The following is a 15,941-nucleotide window of genomic DNA, read 5'->3' on the forward strand; positions in this document are numbered from 1 at the left end:
CGGGAGCCAGGGGGAACGCCGCGTTTGCGGCGCACAGAAATGCCGGAAAGTATAAAGCAAAAGCCTTCCAGACTCGCCGTGGCGGGGTTGCCCGATTTCCGTAACCTCGGCGTGATGTTGCGTGTGCTGCTGGTGGTGAATCTGCTGGCGTTGCTCACGGTGGCAATCCGCGGTGACGAGTTCGATCAGCTCGGCGCCCAGCTCGCGCTGATGGCTGGGCGGGTCGAGCTGCCCTTGCTGCTTGCGGTGCTGTTGCTGTATCTATTCTCGCCCTGGCTGCACCAGTGCAGGGGGCATTACGGGCCACTGGCGGTGTTCGGCCTGGCCAGCGCTGCGGTGGTCGTCAGTGCGCCGCTTCTCGGCGCCGGCGGAGCAACCCTGCTGCGTGCGTTAGCGTGGAGCTGGCTGGCGAGTGCGGCGACCCTGCTTTATTTTGATTACCGCAATCGGCGCTACTCTCCCGCGCTGGCCGAAGCGCGGCTGATGGCGCTCACTGCACGCATCCGACCGCATTTCTTCTTCAACAGTCTCAATGGCGTACTCGGCGTCATCCGTTCCGATCCGCGCCGCGCCGAGCGTGCGCTGGAGGAACTCGCCGATCTGTTTCGTGCCCTGATGCAGGACAACCGGGAGCGTGTGCCACTCGGCGACGAGCTGGCGCTGTGTGAGCGCTATGTCGATCTCGAGCGCCTGCGCCTGGGTGAGCGCCTGACGGTGCGCTGGGTTTTCGATGGTGGCGCCCGGGCAGATGCGGAGGGTGTTCGGCATGGCGCGGCCCTCGATGCTGGCCCCGGCTCGGAGGGTAGAGAGGCCTTGCTGCGCGCGCGGGTGCCTCCGCTGTTGCTCCAGCCCTTGGTCGAGAATGCCGTCTACCACGGTATCGAGCCCTCGACCGAAGCGGGCGAGGTGGTGGTACGCATCGCCCGGCGCGGTGAGATGCTGCACCTGGAGGTGGATAACCCGGTGTGCGATGCGGTGCGCCATCATGCCGGGAACCGCATGGCGCTCGACAACATCCGTGAGCGGCTGACCCTGTTCTACGATCTTGAGGCGGGGCTCGAGATCGAGCAGAGCGGCGGGCGCTATCGTGTGCGCATCCAACTGCCTTACCGGACGAGGGACTGATGCAGACAATGAGCATGGATACGCCGATTCTTGCGGCGCTGCGCGTACTGATCGTCGATGACGAGGCGCCTGCGCGCACCCGCCTGCGCGACCTGCTCGGCGACATTTCCGGTCCGCACCCGACCCGCATCGTCGGGATGGCCGCCAATGGCGAGGAGGCGCTGCGCCTCTTCGAGGACGCGCCGGCCGACGTGGTGCTGGCGGACATCCGCATGCCGGTCATGGACGGTGTGGAACTGGCCCGCCATCTCGCGCGGCTGGAGGCGCCGCCGGCAGTGATCTTCGTGACTGCCTACGACCAATACGCGGTCGAGGCCTTCGAGCTGGCCGCAGTCGACTACCTGCTTAAGCCGGTGCGGGCAGAGCGGCTTGCAGCGGCGCTCGCCAAGGTCGAGGTCCGGCGCAGCGTGCCCGACGACAACGCGCTGGCGGCCATGGCGCCGGGCGAGCGGCGTCATTTCAGCGTCAGTGAGCGCGGGCGCATCCTGCTGCTGCCGGTGGGCGATGTCCTGTATTTTCGTGCCGAGCTGAAATACGTGACAGCGCGCACCTGTGAGCGCGAATATCTGTTGGATGAATCGCTGGTGCATCTGGAGGAGGAGTTTCCTCAGCGTTTCCTGCGCTTGCACCGCAACTGCCTCGTTGCGCGTGAAGCCGTGCAGGGTGTCGAGCGCGCAGGCGATCACGAGAGCAGCGATGCGCACTGGGAGGTGATCCTCAAAGGCGTGGATGAACGCCTGTCGGTCAGCCGGCGGCAGTGGCCACACGTCCGCCAGGCGCTCGGCCTGTAGTGTGCGCGCTGCCGGCCCGCGTGGCAGGCTCAGGGGCGTGCTGCAAGGCGTGCGCGCGCTTCATCGACCGCGTTCTCGACGTACTGTCCGTAGAAGTCCGCCAGGCGCATGCCGATGATGGGCTCGGCGAGGAGGCGGCCATCGGCGTCGAGCACGACTACGGTCGGTGTGAAGCGACCCCCCAGTGTTCTGGCGAGCTTGCGATGGGTGGTTTTGCGTCCGGCGAAGTCGCTGAGCGGGACGTCCGAGTCGATGTCAATCTGCCGGAAGAGGGTGCGGCCGGTGTTGGCGGGGTCTTGTGCCATCGGCACCAGGTAGGTGCGCGCAGCGTCGCAATACGTGCATCCTGCCTGGCTGAAGAGCACGACCATCGGCATCTTCGCAGCGCGCATCGCCGCTGCGTCACCCGCCAGATCCAGGGCGCCGGTCAGGCCCGTGCCGGCGGCCGAGAGCGCGATCGGCACGCATGCTAGAATGCCGCCGAACGCACGCACCAACGATGCCAGCCCGGATGCTGCTCCGGGACGGTGTCCAGGTGTTGTCCGCATGAACCCATCCTGTCAGGTAAGTATCCATCGTGAGCCAGAAAAGCCCCGAGCGCATCGTCATCGCCACCCGTGAAAGCCGTCTCGCCCTGTGGCAGGCCGAGCACATCAAGGCCCGGCTCGAGGCATTGTATCCTGGCTGCCAGGTCGAACTGCTCGGCATGACGACGCGGGGTGACCAGATCCTGGACCGTCCCCTGGCCAAGGTCGGCGGCAAGGGTTTGTTCGTCAAGGAGCTCGAAACCGCCCTGCTCGACGGTCGGGCCGACATCGCAGTGCATTCAATGAAGGACGTGCCGATGGAGATGGGGGCCGAGTTCGCGCTGCCCTGCATCTGCGCGCGAGAAGTGCCGCTCGATGCTTTCGTCTCGAACCGCTACGAGAGCCTGGCCGACATGCCTCCGGGGGCGGTGGTCGGGACCTCGTCCCTGCGCCGCGAGTCGCAGATCCACGCGCAATACCCGTTCCTCGGCGTGACCAGCCTGCGTGGCAACCTCGACACCCGCCTGCGCAAGCTCGACGAAGGCCAGTACGACGCAATCATACTGGCTGCTGCAGGCCTGACCCGTCTGGGCATGGGCGAGCGCATCCGCTCGGTGATGCCGGCGGAGGTTTCGCTGCCTGCCGCGGGGCAGGGCGCGCTGGGCATCGAGTGTCTAGCCGCGCGCGCCGACGTGATCGAGTGGCTGCAGCCGCTGGTCGATGCCGAGACCACCGCCTGCGTGGTGGCCGAGCGCGCGGTTGCCCGCGCGCTGGCCGGCAGCTGCGAGGTTCCGCTCGGTGCCTACGCGATCATGCGTGCGGGGCGCCTGTGGCTGCGCGGCTTTGTCGCGCGTCCCGACGGCAGCGAGATCGTGCGTGCCGAGCGCGAGGGCGCGCCGGCAGACGCTGCGGTGCTAGGTCGCGCGCTGGCTGAAGAGCTGCGCGCGCAAGGCGCCGAAGCCATCCTTGCCGATATCGGCTAAGCGGCCTTCGGAGACGTGCGATGATGCCCCCAACCGCTGACGTCTCCGCCGTTCCGGACCTCGCAGGTTCCCTGGCGGGACGCACGCTCGTGGTGATGCGCCCGCGCGAACAGGCGGGCAGCCTGTGTGAGCGCATTCGTGCCCTCGGCGGCAACGCGCTGCTGTTTCCCGTCATTGCCGTCGGTCCCGCGCTTGATTCTGCGCCGCTCGAGGCGATCGTTCCGCGCCTGGACGAGTTCGATCTCGCCTTCTTCGTAAGCCCCAATGCCGTTCATCACGCGATGCAGTTCGTGCTGGCGCGCCGTGCCTGGCCTCGCACGCTCGGCGTGGCGACGGTGGGCAAGGGCAGCGAGCGCGTGCTGCGCGGCTATGGCTTCGAGCAGATCATTGCGCCGCAGCACGGATTCGACAGCGAGGCAGTGATCGCCCTGCCGGAGTTCTCCGCGCAGGCGGTCGCCGGGCGCAGGGTTCTGATCCTGCGTGGGGACGGGGGGCGTGAATTGCTCGCGGACACCTTGCGTGAACGGGGCGCAAGCGTGGAATATGTCACCTGTTACCGAAGATTCTGTCCCGACAATGATCCCGCGCAACTGCTCGATCCGGTAGCGCGCGGAGAGGTGGACGGCCTGCTGCTTACCAGCAGCGAGGGCGTGCGCAACCTTCGTCAGATGCTGGGCGCCGATGGTCTGGCCGCCCTGTGTGCAGTAACCGTATTTGCATCGCACCCGCGCATCGTTGCGCAGGCCCGGGAGGCAGGCTTCACCCACGTGGTGGAGACGCCGGCGGGCGACGACGGTCTGATGCAGACGCTCGTGAACCACTTTGGCTAAACTTGGACCATGAAAGAAGAGATCCCCGCCCTGACTCAGCCGCCAGCGTCTCAGCAAGCGTCGGCCGAGGACGCTGAAAGATCCTCTCCGGGGGAGACCCGAGACCTTCCCGAAAACCGCGTGCCGGAGCAGTCGGAAGGTGCGCGCCAGCAGCCGGATGGCGAGCAGGCCCCAGCCGGGGACGTTCCTGCCGTACCGCCCCCGGCGGAACCTGCAGTAAGCGAAGACACTCAGCCTGAACGCGGACGCAGCACGTTGGGCTGGTGGGCCTTGCTGGTTGCGGTGGTGGCCGTCGGCGGCGCCGGCTGGTCGATCTGGCAGGTGCGCGATACGCAGGCGCAGGCCGTCACGCTGCGCGAAGAACTCGCCAAGCGCCTCTCGGAAGGCGAATCGGTGGCCTCCGAAGCGCGGGGCATCGTGCGCCAGCAGCAGGAAGTCATCGCTTCGCTGCAGGGCAAGCTGGGCGCCCTCGAATCCAAGGTAGAAGTGACCGAGGGGCAGGCTGAGGCGCTCCAGGCCATGTACCAGGAGCTCTCCCGCAGCCGCGAGGAAGGGGTAGTGGCGGAGGTCGAACAGGCCGTCGCGCTCGCCGCACAGCAACTCCAGATCGCCGGTAACGTGGAGGCCGCGCTGATCGCCTTGCAGGAAGCAGAGGCTCGGCTCGCGCTGCATGACCGTGGCCAGCTCTCGGCTTTGCGTCGCGCGCTGGGGGGTGACATCGACGAGTTGCGCCTGCTGCCCGCGCTGGACGTCTCGGGGCTCAGCATCCGCCTCGAGCGCCTGCTTGAGCATGCCGACGCGATGCCGCTTGCCTTCGAGCGCCCCCTGTCGGCGGATGCCGCTGTGGGTGCCGACCTTGGGCCCGCCCAGAGCGGCGGCTTCGTTGGCTGGGTGGAGAAGGCTTGGCGCTTTTCGCAGGCCGTGGCTGCAGACGTGTGGCATGAGGTGCGTACCGTGATCCGCGTCGAGCGCATGGACGGCAAGGAGCCGGTACTGCTCGCCCCGGAGCAGAGCAGCTTCCTGCGCGAAAATCTCAAGCTGCGCCTGCTCACTGCACGGCTTGCACTGCTGGCACGTGATGGACGCACCTACGAGACCGACCTCGCGCAGGCGCGCGGCTGGGTCGAGCGTTTCTTCGACCAGGGCGACGAGCGCGTCAAGCTGGTGCTTAGCGAACTCCAGGCGCTTGGCGCAGTGAAGATTCGCTACACGCCGCCCGATCTGAGCGAAACATTCACTGCGCTGCGCAACCTGCAGGTACGCGCGGGCCGTCCGCCGCAACCGGTTGAACCCCCCAAGGCCGCCGCCGCGCCTGCGGATGAGGTCGAAACGGAGGCCGCGTCTGCAGCGTCGGAGGCGCCTGAGCCCGAATCCGCCCCAGCCACCGACGGCCTGGTGCCGAACGGCGAGGCAGCGGGCGCTGCGGATGCTGCTGCAGGGACGGGCGAGGCTGCGGACGGAGCCGCCGACAAGCCTGCCGAAGAACCCGTGCCCGCGCCTGCGGCCAGCGAATGAGGACGGGGCGATGCGCGCACTGATCTGGCTTATCGCGATCTTCGCCGTCGCCGTCGGCGTGGCGATGGTCGCCGGCGTGAATGATGGCTACGTCCTCGTGGTCCTGTCGCCCTGGCGGGCGCAAATTTCCCTCAACCTGTTCATCGTGCTCCTGGTGGTGGGCGTGGCGCTGGTACACATTCTGCTGCGCGTGGTCACGCGCACGCTGTCGCTGCCGGCCAGGGTCGCGCAGTGGCGTGAGCGCCGCCGCCGGCAGAAGGCTGACCGTGCCTTGAATGCCGCGATGAGCGCGCTGTTCGAAGGCCGCTATTCGCAGTCACTTAAGTCGGCGTCGAATGCATATGCGGCAAGTGAGGGATCCCCGATGGCGGCGCTGGTGGCGGCCCGTGCCGCGCACGCGCTGCAGGATCAGCCCCGTTACCAGGAATGGCTTGGCCATGCAGCGGAGGGCGGAAAGGAGAGCGAGGTCGCCTGCCTGATGACGGAGGCCGAGCTGGCGATCCTGAGCCGCGATTTCGAGGCGGCGGGGGCACGGCTCGCCCAACTGCGGGAGCGTGGCCACAAGCACATCGCCATGCTCCGCCTGGAGTCGGAGGTTCAGCTTGCGCTCGGCCAGTGGGACGACCTGATTCATACGCTGCGCCAGCTGCGCAAGCACAAGGCGCTTACGCCCGAGCAGGCTGCACCGGGGCTGCGCAGTGCGCATGTCGGGCGCATGCGGCAGATTCTGGCGAGCGATCCGGCGACGCTGGAGCGCTACTGGCTCGATATTCCCGCAGAGGAGCTCGAGGATCGGGGCCTGGTCGAGGAGGCGCTGCCGCTCATGGCGAAGGCCGGTTTTGCCGCGCGCGTGCGCAAGCAGGCGGAGCGGCTGCTGGACGAGCAGTGGGATAGCGGGCTGGCGCGCCTGTATGCGGATTGCTGCACGGGTACGCTTGATGACGCGCATGCCTGTCTGCACAAGGCGGAGTCCTGGCTGGAACAGCAGCCCAAGGATGCGGGCCTGCTCTTCGCGCTGGGGCAACTCTGCCGTCGCACCGAACTCTGGGGTAAGGCGCAGAGCTACCTCGAGGCCTCGCTGGGTATTCAACCCGAGGTGGACACCCATCTTGCGCTCGCGCATCTGTTCGAAACCCTGGAGCGTCCGGCCGATGCCCAACGGCACTACCGGGCTGCAGCCGAGTGGGTAGCGGTCGGCGCAGGCGTCTGAGGATTCCTGCTGGCCGGAATGAAAACGCCCCGCGAGGAATCTTGCGGGGCGTTTTTCATTCCGCCGGATGCGCACGAGTTCGGGGGTGTTCGGGGGGGTTCGGGGGTGTTCGCGCAGCTGCCAGAGGGCCGGTTGTGCGGCCGCTCAGGCCCAGTCGCGCGGGCTCAGGTATTTTTCGTACAGCTCGGCCTCGGGCGAACCGGGCTCGGGCTTCCAGTCGTAGCGCCATTTCACCATCGGGGGCATGGACATCAGGATGGATTCGGTGCGCCCGCCTGACTGCAGCCCGAACAGGGTGCCGCGGTCGAAGACCAGGTTGAATTCGACATAGCGCCCCCTGCGGTAGGCGAGGAAATCGCGCTCGCGCTCGCCATAGGGCATGTCCTTGCGTCGCTCGACGATGGGCAGGTAGGCGTACTCGAACGCATTCCCGACCGCCTGGGTGAGGCCGAAGGCGGTGTCGAAATCCGTGCAACCGTCGGCGCCCAGGTCGTCGAAGAACAGGCCGCCGACACCGCGCGCTTCGTTGCGGTGCTTGAGAAAGAAGTAGCGGTCGCACCAGTCCTTCAGGCGGGCGTATTCGGCCTCGCCGCCGAAGGGCAGCACCGCCCGTTTGCAGGTGGCGTGGAAGTGACGGACGTCTTCCTCGAAGGCGTAGTAAGGTGTCAGGTCCATCCCGCCGCCGAACCACCACACCGGCGGTCTTCCGTCGGCCAGCGCGACGAAGAAACGCACGTTCATGTGCGCGGTCGGGCAGTAGGGGTTGCGGGGGTGCAGCACGAGCGAGACGCCCATGGCCTCGAAGCGGCGACCGGCCAGTTCGGGACGGTGTGCGGTGGCCGAGGCCGGCATGCCGTCGCCCATCACATGCGAGAAATTCACTCCGGCACGTTCAAAGAAGTCTCCCTCCTCGATGACGCGGGTGAGCCCGCCACCACCGCCCGGGCGCTCCCAGCCGTCCGCCCTGAAAGGCTTGCCGTCGAAGGCTTCGAGCCGGCGGACGATGCGCTGCTGAAGATCGGTGAACCAGGGTTTGATGATGGCGGGATTCGTCATTGCGTCTCAGCTCTTGTCGTCGACCGATGCATCGGCGGCGCCGGACTTGGTTGCGGCGATGGCCGCATCGCAGGCGGCTGCGTCCGCGAACATCGGGCTGGTGCCGATGATCTGGCCGTTGCTCGCCTTGAGATTGAAATAAGGGCGACCGTCCGAGGCGGTACATGCCTCGTAGCGCTTGTCTTCAGCGGCGTTCTTGCGCACGGACTCGACGCCGTTGGTGCAGCTTGCCTTGGCGTTGTAGCCTTCGCTGCGCAACAGGGTCTTGCCCTCGGCATTGACCAGCTTGAAGTGGAACTCGCCCTTGTCGTTCTTGGTGATCTCGAATTTCACGGACATCCGCGCCTCCTTGACGGGTTTCTGGGTCAAGCGTGCGGGGATCGCACGCTTGACAGCAGGATAGCCCGCCCGCCCCACCTTGTCAGTCGTGGCTGGCGCCGCAGTGCGCATTCGGATGCCCGGATTCCCCGCTCCGGGAAATTCAGTTCTTGCGGGTGAGTGCGCGATGGCCGATGTCACGACGGTACTGGCGACCGTCAAAGGTGATGGCGTCCGCAAGTTCGTAGGCGCGTTTCTGTGCAGTGCGCACGTTGTCGCCGAGTGCGGTCACGCACAGCACGCGGCCGCCGGCGGTGACGATCTTGCCGTCCTGCATTGCCGTGCCGGCGTGAAAGACGTGTGCATCCTCGATCTCGCCGGCCGGCAGCCCTGCGATCGGATCGCCCTTGCGCGGACTCTCCGGGTAGCCGGCAGCGGCGAGCACCACGCCGAGCGCGAAGCGCCGGTCCCATTCCGCTTCGATCTGATCCAGCTTGCCTGCGATCGCGGCTTCGATCAGGTCGGAGAGGTCGGTCTTCAGGCGCATCATGATCGGCTGGGTTTCGGGGTCGCCCATGCGGCAGTTGAACTCCACCACGCGCGGACGCCCCTCGCCGTCGATCATCAGGCCGGCGTAGAGGAAGCCGGTGTAGGGCAGGCCGTCTGCGGCCATGCCCGCAAGGGTCGGATTGATGACCTCGCGCATCACGCGCGCATGCACGTCCGGGGTCACGACCGGCGCAGGCGAGTAGGCGCCCATGCCGCCCGTGTTCGGGCCTTCGTCCCCGTCCTTCAGGCGCTTGTGGTCCTGACTGGTGGCGAGTGCGAGCGCATTCCGGCCGTCGGCCATGACGATGAAGCTCGCCTCCTCACCCTCCATGAACTCTTCGATCACCACCCGGGCACCCGCATTGCCCATGCGGTTATCCAGCAGCATCATGTCGATCGCGCCATGCGCCTCTTCGGCGCTCATCGCCACCACCACGCCCTTGCCCGCAGCAAGGCCGTCGGCCTTGATCACGATCGGCGCACCCTCGGCATCGATGTAGGCATGGGCCGCGGCCGCATCGGAGAAGGTGCGGTATTTTGCGGTCGGGATGTTGTGGCGGATCAGGAACTGCTTGGCGAAGTCCTTGGAGCTCTCGAGCTGCGCTGCGGCCTTGGTCGGGCCGAAGATCGGCAGGCCGGCCGCGCGGAAGGCGTCCACCACGCCCGCTGCAAGCGGCGCTTCGGGGCCGACTACGGTGAACGCCACCTGCTCGCGCTTCGCCAGCTCCACCAGCACCGGGATGTCGGTGACCGGTGCGTTCTGCAGCTTCGGCTCGCTCGCGGTGCCGGGGTTGCCCGGCGCCACCAGCACGCGGGTGACCTTGGGCGACTGGGCGAATTTCCAGGCCAGCGCGTGTTCGCGGCCGCCGGAACCGATGACGAGGACTTTCATGGGCTGCTCCGATTCTCTGCGGGGACGGTCGTGCTCAGTGGCGGAAGTGCCGGTAGCCGGTGAACACCATGGCGATGCCCTGCTCGTCGGCCGCGGCGATCACCTCCTCGTCGCGCACCGAGCCGCCGGGCTGGATCACCGCGGTGGCACCGGCCTGGGCGAGCACGTCGAGGCCATCGCGGAAGGGGAAGAAGGCGTCCGAGGCGACCACGCAGCCACCGATCTGGAGGCCGGCGTTCTCCGCCTTGATCTTGGCGATGCGGGCGGAGTCGACCCGGCTCATCTGGCCGGCGCCGACGCCGATGGTCATGCCGTCCTTGCAATACACGATGGCGTTGGACTTGACGTACTTGGCCACGCGCCAGGCGAACAGCATGTCGCGCATCTCGGTATCGGAGGGGGCGCGCTGCGTGACGACCTTGAGGTCGACGATCTGGATGCGCGCTTCGTCCGCGCTCTGCACCAGCAGGCCACCACCCACACGCTTGTAGTCGAAGGCGCCCGCGGGCTGCCCGAGCGGACAGGTGAGCACGCGCACGTTCTTTTTGCTGGCGAGCAATTCGAGCGCGTCGGCGGCGTAGGCAGGCGCGATCAGCACTTCGAGGAACTGTGCCGACACCGCCTCGGCTGCGGCGCGGTCCACTTCGCCGTTGAAGGCGATGATGCCGCCGAAGGCCGAGGTGGGGTCGGTGGAGAAGGCCTTCTTGTAGGCCTCGAGCGGGCTGGCTGCGACGGCTACGCCACAGGGGTTGGCGTGCTTGACGATGACGCAGGCGGCGGCCGGGCCGTCGAAGGCCTTGACGCATTCCCAGGCTGCGTCGGCGTCGGCGATGTTGTTGTACGACAACTCCTTGCCCTGCAGCTGGGTGTAGCCGGCGACGCCGCCGTCGGCCGCGCCGGGCTGGCGGTAGAAGGCTGCGGTCTGGTGCGGATTCTCGCCGTAGCGCAGGTCCTGCACCTTGTCGAAGGCCAGTTGCAGGCGCTCGGGGTAGGTCTGCAGCGATACGTCGCCGGCTTCGTTGCTGACCAGCGCGGTGAGGTAGTTGGAGATCGCCGAGTCGTAGCGCGCAGTGTGGGTGAAGGCCTTCACCGCGAGCGCGAAGCGGGTCTTGTGGCTGAGCTTGCCGGCGTTGGACTTGAGCTCCTCGACGATGCAGCCGTAGTCCTCGGGGTCGGTGACGATGCCCACGCCACCCTGCTCGTTGCCGTGATTCTTGGCTGCGGCGCGGACCATCGTCGGGCCGCCGATGTCGATGTTCTCGATCGCGTCTTCCAGCGAACAGTCGGGCTTGGCCACGGTCTGCTGGAAGGGGTAGAGGTTCACCACGACCAGGTCGATACGGCCGATGTCGTGTGCGGCAATCGTGTCCATGTGCTCGGACAGGTCGCGACGGGCGAGGATGCCGCCGTGCACCTTCGGGTGCAGCGTCTTGACCCGGCCGTCAAGCATTTCGGGGAAGCCGGTGTGCTCGGAGACATCGGTCACCGGCAGGCCGGCTTCGCGCAGCAGGCTGGCGGTGCCTCCGGTCGACAGCAGCTTGATGCCGAGAGAGGAGAGTTCGCGAGCGAAGTCGAGCACGCCGGTCTTGTCGGAAACACTGATCAGGGCTTGGGACACGTTCATCTTTGGGGGCCTGAGGCGAAGGTCGGAAAGGAAAGGTCGGGCGGAAACACGGTCGAGGAAGGCGGGCGGTGCCCGGCGTCGCTCAAAGCAGCTCGTAGTCGTTGAGCTTGCGTCGCAGGGTGTTGCGGTTGATGCCAAGCATATCGGCAGCGACCGTCTGGTTGCCGTTGGCACGCTCGAGGACGAACGCCAGCATCGGACGTTCGACATTGCGGATCACCATGTCGTGGATGGCGGCCGGCCGTTCTCCGTCCAGGTCGCGGAAATACTGGTCCAGCGTGCGGACGACGGCGTCGGCGATTTCGTTGCTGCGACTGGTCATGCGGCGAGTTCCTGCGGATATTCGGCGGGGGCGTCGTCCTGGTCGTGCTCGTAGCTCAGGCGCGCGTCGGCTTCGGCGAGTTGGCCGAAGAAGTCGTCCACCGCCGCGAGCTGAGCGGGAACGTCCGGGATCTGGTTCATCGTACGCCGGAACGCGGCCGATCCGACCAGTCCCTTGGTGTACCAGGAGATGTGCTTGCGGGCGATCTTCACACCCCGGTCTTCGCCGTAGAAGGCGTAGAGATCGGCGAGATGCTCGCGGCAGACCTGGAGGATCTCGCTCACCAACGGCGCGGGCAGCAACTCGCCGGTCGTGAGGTAGTGCTCGATCTCGCGGAAGATCCACGGCCGGCCCTGCGCCGCGCGCCCGATCATGACGCCATCCGCGCCCGTGTAGTCGAGCACGTGCTTCGCCTTTTGCGGGCTGGTGATGTCGCCGTTGGCAATCACCGGGATCCTCACCAGGGTCTTGACGTGGGCGATCGTGTCGTACTCGGCCTCGCCCATGTACTGGTCGGCGCGCGTGCGGCCATGAATGGCGATCGCGCGGATGCCGGATTGTTCGGCGATGCGGGCAATCGTGGGGGCGTTCCTGTTTGCGCGGTTCCAGCCGGTGCGAAACTTGAGTGTGACCGGGGTGTCCGGCACGGCCCGGACCACCGCTTCGAGGATGCGCGCCACGAGCGGCTCGTCCTGCATCAGCGCCGAGCCCGCCATCACGTTGCACACCTTCTTGGCCGGGCAGCCCATGTTGATGTCGATGATCTGCGCGCCCCGGTCGGCGTTGTACTTTGCCGCCTCGGCCATCATCGCCGGGTCGGCGCCTGCAATCTGTACCGAGATCGGATCCACCTCGCCGGTGTGGTCGGCGCGACGGCGGGTCTTCTCGCTGCCGTACAGCAGCGAGTTGGAGGTGACCATCTCGGACACGGCTACGCCTGCGCCCAGCTTCTTGCACAACTGGCGGAAGGGTCGATCCGTCACGCCGGCCATGGGGGCGACGAACAGATTGTTGCGCAAGGTGAAGCCGGCAAACTGCATGGCGGGGACGGGCTGGGGAGCGGACAGGGGAAAGGGCGGCATTTTACCCCATCGCTCAGGCCCTTGGGCGCGAAGGCCGTTGCATGCATGCAACCCACCGTGCGGCGGGGGCGCTCCGGCGCCCCGATTCCTCAGTCTTGGCTCGCGTCCCGAAGGGCCTGTTCGAGGTCTGCGATCAGATCGTCGGTGTCCTCGATGCCGACCGAGATCCGCAGCAGATCGAGCGGGCAGCGTGTGCCCGGGCCCTCGATCGGACCACGGTGCTCGATCAGGCTTTCGACCGAGCCGAGCGAGGTTGCGCGGCGGAAGATCTTCACGGTGCCCGCGACCCGGCGTGCGGCACCTTCGCCGCCTTTGACGCGCAGCGACAGCATGGCGCCGAAGCCGCCTTTCATCTGGCGGCAGGCGATGTCGTAGCCAGGATGCGAGGGTAGGCCGGGATAGAGCACCGCGACCAGCGCCGGATGGTGTTCGAAGTGCTGTGCGATGCGTAGTGCCGAGGCGGCGGCGGTCCGCACGCGCGGAAACAGCGTGCGCAGGCCGCGTGCCAGCAACCAGGCCTCGAAGGGGCCGGGTACCGCGCCGCCGTTCTGGCGCGCGGTCCGGATGCGGGACCAGAAGTCGTCCTCGGCGCGCGTGATCAGTGCGCCGGCAACGACATCGGAGTGACCGTTGAGGTATTTCGTTGCCGAGTGCATGACGATGTCGGCACCGAGCGCCAATGGTTGGGTGAACACCGGCGTGGATACGGTGGAGTCCACCACCAGGCGTGCGCCTGCCGCATGTGCACGCCCGGCTGCCTGGGCGATGTCGAGGACCTCCCAGGTTGGGTTTGCGGGCGTCTCCACCCAGACCAGGTCTGCCGGGCGCGCGAGCAGGGCGGCGAGCTCGTCGCTGTCGGCGTAGAAATCCAGGGTCAGGCCCCAGTTACCGGTGAAGCTCACCAGCCAGTTGCGCAGCGACCAGTACATGTCGCGCGGTGCCACGATGCGCATGCCGGGCTTGAGTGCGAGCAGCACCGCGGAGGCCGCGGCCATGCCCGAGGCGAACAGCGCCGCAGCTGCGCCACCCTCAAGGCGGCACAGCAAGGCTTCGGCCGGGTCGTAGGCGGGGCTGAGGTCGCGGGCGTAGATGCGTCCGCCGGGCAGACTCCCGTCCGGGTCGCGCTCGAAGGTGCTCGCCATGTGGATGGGCGGCACGATGTCGCGGTGTGGCATTGTCGTTGCACCCATGCCCTGGGCGGCGAGGGTGGCGGGGGAGAGCGTGTCGTCATGCGGCATGATGCGCGGTCCTTCGGGCGAGGATGCGGAGGGGGAGAGCGGAGGAGCGCCAGACATTGCAGGATCGGTGCGGTGAGCGTGTGCGGCGGCCTCCGGGTGGCGGGGAGCCTACAAGCTCGACGTGGTGGTGTCGAGCCCGGCCCGCAGGTAAAATTGCCGGCTTTTTCCCCGCCGGGGCATTCGCCGTGATCCGTATCGAAAACCTGCGCAAGACCTATCGCGCGGCTGACGGCCGCGAGGTCGAGGCGCTCACCGACATCAACCTCGAGATCGGTACCGGCGAGGTGTTCGGCATCATCGGCCGCTCGGGCGCGGGCAAGAGCACCCTGATCCGCACCCTGAACCTGCTCGAGCGTCCGTCCGCCGGGCGCGTGCTGGTCGATGGCGAGGACATCACCACGCTCGACAGCGAAGGCCTCTACGCGCTGCGCCGCCGCGTGGGCATGATCTTCCAGCACTTCAACCTGCTCAATGCCAAGACGGTCGCCGACAACATCGACTGGCCGCTGAAGGCGACCGGGCAGGGCAATGCCGCCGAGCGTGCCGCGCGGGTGAAGGAACTGCTGGCGCTGGTGGGGCTGTCCGAGCATGGCCACAAGTACCCCTCGCAGCTCTCCGGCGGGCAGAAGCAGCGTGTGGGCATCGCACGTGCGCTCGCCAACCGGCCGCAGCTGCTGCTGTGCGACGAGGCGACCTCGGCGCTCGACCCCGAGACCACGCAGTCCATCCTCAAGCTGCTGTTGGACATCAACCGCCAGCTCGGTCTCACCATCGTGCTGATCACCCATGAGATGCAGGTGATCCGCACGATCTGCGACCGCGTCGCGGTGATCGACGGCGGGCGCATCGTCGAATCGGGCAGGGTGGCCGACGTATTCCTGCATCCCCGGCATCCGGTCACGCGCAGCATGGTGGCGCAGAGCGACGCGCTCGCTGCGGCGAGCTTCGACCCGGCGCGCGCCTACATGAGCGACAAGCTGCGCGGCACGCTGGTGCGCCTGACCTACATCGGCGACGTGACCTACCAGCCCATCCTCAGCCGCATCATGGCCGGCGCCAAGGTGCAGGTGACGATCCTGCAGGGTGAGGTCTCCAGCATCAAGGACGTGCCCTTCGGCCAGCTGCTGCTCGAGCTCGAAGGCGGCGAGGACGACATCCGCGCGGTGTTCGCCGAGCTCGACCGCCACCAGATTCACCACGAGGTGCTGCAGTAATGGACCTGTCCGTCATCGACTGGAGCGACATCTGGATCGCGACCTGGGAAACCCTGGTCATGACCGGCGTGTCCCTGTTCTTCACCATCCTGCTCGGGCTGCCGCTGGGCATCCTGCTGTTCGTCACCGCCAAGCGTCAGCTGCTGGAGCAGGGCTTCGTCTATACGGTGCTCTCGTTTGTGGTCAACGTGCTGCGCTCGGTGCCCTTCCTGATCCTCTTGATCGTGATGATCCCGGTCACGGTGATCCTGATCGGCACCTCGCTCGGCGTCGAGGGCGCGATTCCGCCGCTGGTGGTGGGCACCGCACCCTTCTTCGCGCGCCTGGTCGAGAACGTGCTGCGCGAGGTCGACCGCGGCGTCATCGAGGCCTGCCAGGCGATGGGCATTCGCACCGCACGCATCATCTTCGGCGCGCTGCTGCCCGAGGCCCTGCCCGGGCTGATCGCCGCCGTCACCGTGACGGCGATCACCTTGATGTCCTATGCTGCGATGTCCGGCGTGATCGGCGGTGGTGGCCTCGGTGACCTCGCGATCCGTTTCGGCTATCAGCGCTTCCAGACCGAGGTGATGGTGATCACCGTCGCCCTGCTGGTCGTGCTCGTCCAGATCATCCAGTACTCGGGCGACCGCCTGGTGCTGTATTTCACCCGCAAGTGATCCCCA

The 15,941-nt window shown here is 67.2% G+C and carries 16 protein-coding genes; 8 read left to right on the forward strand and 8 right to left on the reverse strand.

Features of this window, described 5'->3' with window-relative positions:
* The first annotated feature begins 39 nt into the window (after positions 1 to 39).
* Both ACNKW1_RS12315 and ACNKW1_RS12320 read left to right on the forward strand, forming a co-directional pair.
* Positions 40 to 1,125 carry a sensor histidine kinase gene (locus tag ACNKW1_RS12315; protein ID WP_418364887.1) on the forward strand — a complete coding sequence of 362 codons (1,086 nt, stop codon included), beginning with the start codon at positions 40 to 42 and terminating at the stop codon, positions 1,123 to 1,125.
* On the forward strand, positions 1,125 to 1,916 hold the full coding sequence (locus ACNKW1_RS12320; RefSeq protein WP_418364888.1) for a LytR/AlgR family response regulator transcription factor: 792 nt from the start codon (positions 1,125 to 1,127) through the stop codon (positions 1,914 to 1,916). Before ACNKW1_RS12315 ends, ACNKW1_RS12320 begins: the two co-directional genes overlap by 1 nt.
* Before the next feature lie 29 nt (positions 1,917 to 1,945).
* Here the strand turns inward: ACNKW1_RS12320 and ACNKW1_RS12325 are convergent, their stop codons facing one another.
* A complete protein-coding gene (locus tag ACNKW1_RS12325; protein ID WP_418364889.1) occupies positions 1,946 to 2,380 on the reverse strand; it encodes a thioredoxin fold domain-containing protein in 435 nt (144 codons plus the stop codon).
* Positions 2,381 to 2,493: 113 nt separating this feature from the next.
* On the opposite strand from ACNKW1_RS12325, the gene hemC reads away from it, so the two are divergent.
* The 4 genes from hemC to ACNKW1_RS12345 all read left to right on the forward strand — a co-directional run bounded on the left by hemC (position 2,494) and on the right by ACNKW1_RS12345 (position 6,981).
* Positions 2,494 to 3,426: a hydroxymethylbilane synthase gene (gene hemC / locus ACNKW1_RS12330; RefSeq protein WP_418364890.1), complete on the forward strand. Its 933-nt coding sequence runs from the start codon at positions 2,494 to 2,496 to the stop codon at positions 3,424 to 3,426.
* Between the two features lie 95 nt (positions 3,427 to 3,521).
* Positions 3,522 to 4,256, forward strand: coding sequence for a uroporphyrinogen-III synthase (locus ACNKW1_RS12335; protein WP_418364999.1), 735 nt, complete (start codon positions 3,522 to 3,524; stop codon positions 4,254 to 4,256).
* A gap of 120 nt (positions 4,257 to 4,376) precedes the next feature.
* Complete coding sequence (locus tag ACNKW1_RS12340; RefSeq protein WP_418364891.1) at positions 4,377 to 5,771, forward strand: uroporphyrinogen-III C-methyltransferase; 1,395 nt, start codon at positions 4,377 to 4,379, stop codon at positions 5,769 to 5,771.
* Positions 5,772 to 5,781: 10 nt separating this feature from the next.
* Complete coding sequence (locus tag ACNKW1_RS12345) at positions 5,782 to 6,981, forward strand: heme biosynthesis HemY N-terminal domain-containing protein (RefSeq protein ID WP_418364892.1); 1,200 nt, start codon at positions 5,782 to 5,784, stop codon at positions 6,979 to 6,981.
* 144 nt (positions 6,982 to 7,125) lie between these two features.
* Here ACNKW1_RS12345 and hemF read toward each other — a convergent pair whose 3' ends face one another.
* From hemF to ACNKW1_RS12380, 7 genes are all read right to left on the reverse strand, one after another.
* Positions 7,126 to 8,037 carry an oxygen-dependent coproporphyrinogen oxidase gene (gene hemF / locus ACNKW1_RS12350; RefSeq protein WP_418364893.1) on the reverse strand — a complete coding sequence of 304 codons (912 nt, stop codon included), beginning with the start codon at positions 8,035 to 8,037 and terminating at the stop codon, positions 7,126 to 7,128.
* Between the two features lie 6 nt (positions 8,038 to 8,043).
* On the reverse strand, positions 8,044 to 8,376 hold the full coding sequence (locus ACNKW1_RS12355; protein ID WP_418364894.1) for a YegP family protein: 333 nt from the start codon (positions 8,374 to 8,376) through the stop codon (positions 8,044 to 8,046).
* A gap of 142 nt (positions 8,377 to 8,518) precedes the next feature.
* The gene (gene purD, locus ACNKW1_RS12360) at positions 8,519 to 9,796 is read right to left on the reverse strand and encodes a phosphoribosylamine--glycine ligase (protein ID WP_418364895.1); all 1,278 of its coding nucleotides are present in this window, start codon (positions 9,794 to 9,796) and stop codon (positions 8,519 to 8,521) included.
* 34 nt (positions 9,797 to 9,830) lie between these two features.
* Positions 9,831 to 11,420, reverse strand: coding sequence for a bifunctional phosphoribosylaminoimidazolecarboxamide formyltransferase/IMP cyclohydrolase (gene purH, locus ACNKW1_RS12365; RefSeq protein ID WP_418364896.1), 1,590 nt, complete (start codon positions 11,418 to 11,420; stop codon positions 9,831 to 9,833).
* A gap of 82 nt (positions 11,421 to 11,502) precedes the next feature.
* Positions 11,503 to 11,742, reverse strand: a complete 240-nt coding sequence (locus ACNKW1_RS12370; RefSeq protein WP_418364897.1) for a helix-turn-helix domain-containing protein — start codon at positions 11,740 to 11,742, stop codon at positions 11,503 to 11,505.
* Positions 11,739 to 12,782, reverse strand: coding sequence for a tRNA dihydrouridine synthase DusB (gene dusB / locus ACNKW1_RS12375; protein ID WP_418365000.1), 1,044 nt, complete (start codon positions 12,780 to 12,782; stop codon positions 11,739 to 11,741). The genes ACNKW1_RS12370 and dusB overlap by 4 nt, the downstream gene beginning before the upstream one ends.
* Before the next feature lie 131 nt (positions 12,783 to 12,913).
* Complete coding sequence (locus ACNKW1_RS12380) at positions 12,914 to 14,062, reverse strand: trans-sulfuration enzyme family protein (protein WP_418364898.1); 1,149 nt, start codon at positions 14,060 to 14,062, stop codon at positions 12,914 to 12,916.
* Positions 14,063 to 14,247: 185 nt separating this feature from the next.
* Between ACNKW1_RS12380 and ACNKW1_RS12385 the strand changes: the two genes are divergently transcribed.
* Both ACNKW1_RS12385 and ACNKW1_RS12390 read left to right on the forward strand, forming a co-directional pair.
* Positions 14,248 to 15,276, forward strand: coding sequence for a methionine ABC transporter ATP-binding protein (locus ACNKW1_RS12385; protein ID WP_418364899.1), 1,029 nt, complete (start codon positions 14,248 to 14,250; stop codon positions 15,274 to 15,276).
* Positions 15,276 to 15,935 carry a methionine ABC transporter permease gene (locus tag ACNKW1_RS12390; protein ID WP_004366368.1) on the forward strand — a complete coding sequence of 220 codons (660 nt, stop codon included), beginning with the start codon at positions 15,276 to 15,278 and terminating at the stop codon, positions 15,933 to 15,935. Before ACNKW1_RS12385 ends, ACNKW1_RS12390 begins: the two co-directional genes overlap by 1 nt.
* The last annotated feature ends 6 nt before the right edge of the window (positions 15,936 to 15,941 follow it).

Origin of the sequence: Thauera sp. WH-2 (genome assembly GCF_048321015.1) — a bacterium.
Lineage (GTDB): Bacteria > Pseudomonadota > Gammaproteobacteria > Burkholderiales > Rhodocyclaceae > Thauera.

Coding starts and splice junctions, on each gene's coding strand:
- ACNKW1_RS12315 (WP_418364887.1), top strand. CDS start 40: ATGCCGGAAAGTATAAAGCAAAAGCCTTCCAGACTCGCCGTGGCGGGG.
- ACNKW1_RS12320 (WP_418364888.1), top strand. CDS start 1,125: ATGCAGACAATGAGCATGGATACGCCGATTCTTGCGGCGCTGCGCGTA.
- ACNKW1_RS12335 (WP_418364999.1), top strand. CDS start 3,522: ATGCGCCCGCGCGAACAGGCGGGCAGCCTGTGTGAGCGCATTCGTGCC.
- ACNKW1_RS12345 (WP_418364892.1), top strand. CDS start 5,782: ATGCGCGCACTGATCTGGCTTATCGCGATCTTCGCCGTCGCCGTCGGC.
- hemF (WP_418364893.1), bottom strand. CDS start 8,037: ATGACGAATCCCGCCATCATCAAACCCTGGTTCACCGATCTTCAGCAG.
- ACNKW1_RS12355 (WP_418364894.1), bottom strand. CDS start 8,376: ATGTCCGTGAAATTCGAGATCACCAAGAACGACAAGGGCGAGTTCCAC.
- purD (WP_418364895.1), bottom strand. CDS start 9,796: ATGAAAGTCCTCGTCATCGGTTCCGGCGGCCGCGAACACGCGCTGGCC.
- purH (WP_418364896.1), bottom strand. CDS start 11,420: ATGAACGTGTCCCAAGCCCTGATCAGTGTTTCCGACAAGACCGGCGTG.
- ACNKW1_RS12370 (WP_418364897.1), bottom strand. CDS start 11,742: ATGACCAGTCGCAGCAACGAAATCGCCGACGCCGTCGTCCGCACGCTG.
- dusB (WP_418365000.1), bottom strand. CDS start 12,782: ATGCAGTTTGCCGGCTTCACCTTGCGCAACAATCTGTTCGTCGCCCCC.
- ACNKW1_RS12380 (WP_418364898.1), bottom strand. CDS start 14,062: ATGCCGCATGACGACACGCTCTCCCCCGCCACCCTCGCCGCCCAGGGC.
- ACNKW1_RS12390 (WP_004366368.1), top strand. CDS start 15,276: ATGGACCTGTCCGTCATCGACTGGAGCGACATCTGGATCGCGACCTGG.